The sequence below is a fragment of the Shewanella sp. SG44-2 genome (assembly GCF_014164215.1).
GTDB lineage: Bacteria > Pseudomonadota > Gammaproteobacteria > Enterobacterales > Shewanellaceae > Shewanella > Shewanella frigidimarina.
The window spans coordinates 1-2,003 of the sequence record NZ_JACJEU010000061.1 but is presented as its reverse complement, the minus strand read 5'-3'; the positions used below and the strand labels follow the sequence as shown (position 1 = coordinate 2,003).

Below are 2,003 nucleotides of genomic sequence, written 5' to 3'. Positions count from 1 at the left end.
TTGCCATTCACTAGTAGTTAACGTTTAATAACAGTATGTTATTCTCTAATTAATAAGAGTAACGGTGACCTTCCTACAGAGGACTTTCACCTCATTAGTTCATGCCCATGCTGGGCGTACACAAGTCATTCCAAAGGACAAAAAACAGTTGGTTTTTGCTCCTGCGTCGCTTATTTTAACCAACTATTTTTTGCCTCTGAATGAGGCGTTAACTGCACTTAGAGGTTTGAGTGATCTACGAAATTCGAATTAATGATGTAGTAATTGGTACTACCAACTTAGAAGGTGGTGATCCGCCGATGGGGTTCGTATTTGGCAGTGTCACTCCAACTGAAAACTATGAGTTTTTATCTGGTGTGGTGAAAGCTGAGCTATATGAGCAGGGCCGAGATACCGAAATCAAATGTGAGTCTATTTCTTTTGAAGACCTTACAAAGGAAATGGGAGAAACGTGCCTTGAAGTCACAGCTCTTATAGATTCTTATGAGGAATATGATAAGTATTTTAAACACCATCGAGAAGCTTATGAAAAACAGTTCTCGTAATCAGCAGTTAACAAGTAAAGGCATTGGACGCGATAAAGCCGCGCCCATGCTTTAAGCGTTAGCTGCATGGAGAGTCAATTGAGAGGAATCTGTAAATTGTGCGGTATAGATCGAGAGCTTAGAAACTCTCATGCTATTCCAGATTCAATATTTAATGTGATTTTCAAAGAAAACTCAGGAAAAGCAATTCTTCTTACTGTTGATGGAAGAAAGATTGATTATACTTCTGATAGTTTAGATACAAAGCAATTGTGTGATATTTGTGAGAAAAAACTTAATCATTCCTATGAAAAATATTCAATAAATTTACTAAGAAACTCGTATAGAAACGTTTCAAAAGAAAGCGAGGGTATTAATTTTTCTGAAGTAGATGTCGAAAAATTCATGAAATTTATTTTGGCTATATACTGGAGAGCTGCAGTTTCTGAACATGAAAGTTATAGAGGTGCGGTAATGCATGAGGAGTTACTCTATAAAAATGGCGCAGAAAAATTAAGACTCTGCCTTCTTGAAAATTCAAAAATTCCTGCATCATTATTTAGCGTAAAAATTCGCAGGCTGCGAGATCTTAGTGGTTCTTTTAGCCTTCAGACTTTAAAAAATCTAATAGTAACTCCTTTTCATCGGCCATATGGAAAAGATGAAAAAGTCTCTGTAAATTTCGTGATAGAAGGTTTTTATATTTCTGTAATTATGCCAGCGCTGTCTGATAAAGAAAGGCGAAAGGATATGGTCTTATATGCTAAGGGGAATCAATTTACTGCGGGATATGTAGACGCATTATCAATTCCAGAATTAAAGGAAACTATTAGGGTTATGGGTTTGAAAATTAGAATGGGACATAGTAATGTCGGCAGCTAACAAGGCCATTAAATTCGTTCCCTGCGGTCTCAGGACGCTCGAAAACTCGCGCCTTTTATGGCGACGTTAGGTTTTTAGGATCGAATTGTGAATTATTCTCGTGTTATAAAATTTTCATTGCTCTTATTTTTTTCAAGTATTATTTTATCTACACTTAATTCTTTTGTGTTTGGGTATAGCACAATAAATTCTATGTGGGTTCAATACCTTACAGGAAGCTTTTGGGCCTTTTTAGTGTACATCTACCTTTCAATTAAACAGGTAGAAAGGCCTTATCTTCATGCGATATTGGTTACATTATTACTCTTGATTTTAGATGCTATTATAGGGATATTAATGCACGTATATATTGATCTAGAATTTGTTTTAAATATTTATATTTTTTCATATTTTCTTGCTTTTTTAGAGGTCAGTATTGGTACAGCAGTAGGAATAAAAATTAGAAAGTATAGATTTAAGGCTGAAATAAAAACCTAATCGGGTAGCCGGAGGTATCTAGCCTCCAGCCCCCACACCACCCTGCATGCGGCTCCGCACAGGGCGGTTCATTTAGAACCCCTAACTAAACTTTCTGGTTAGGATAATGAACTGCGATCC

The 2,003-nt window shown here is 36.3% G+C and carries 3 protein-coding genes; all 3 read left to right on the top strand.

Features of this window, described 5'->3' with window-relative positions; translation table 11 throughout:
• Positions 1-230: 230 nt before the first annotated feature.
• The 3 genes from H5181_RS20220 (at position 231) to H5181_RS20210 (ending at position 1,883) form a co-directional block, all read left to right on the top strand.
• Positions 231-545: a hypothetical protein gene (locus H5181_RS20220; RefSeq protein ID WP_182751884.1), complete on the top strand. Its 315-nt coding sequence runs from the start codon at positions 231-233 to the stop codon at positions 543-545.
• 78 nt (positions 546-623) lie between these two features.
• Positions 624-1,406 (top strand): hypothetical protein, encoded by a 783-nt coding sequence (locus tag H5181_RS20215; RefSeq protein ID WP_220491855.1) that lies wholly within the window; start codon positions 624-626, stop codon positions 1,404-1,406.
• A gap of 87 nt (positions 1,407-1,493) precedes the next feature.
• Positions 1,494-1,883: a hypothetical protein gene (locus H5181_RS20210; protein WP_182751882.1), complete on the top strand. Its 390-nt coding sequence runs from the start codon at positions 1,494-1,496 to the stop codon at positions 1,881-1,883.
• Positions 1,884-2,003: the final 120 nt, after the last annotated feature.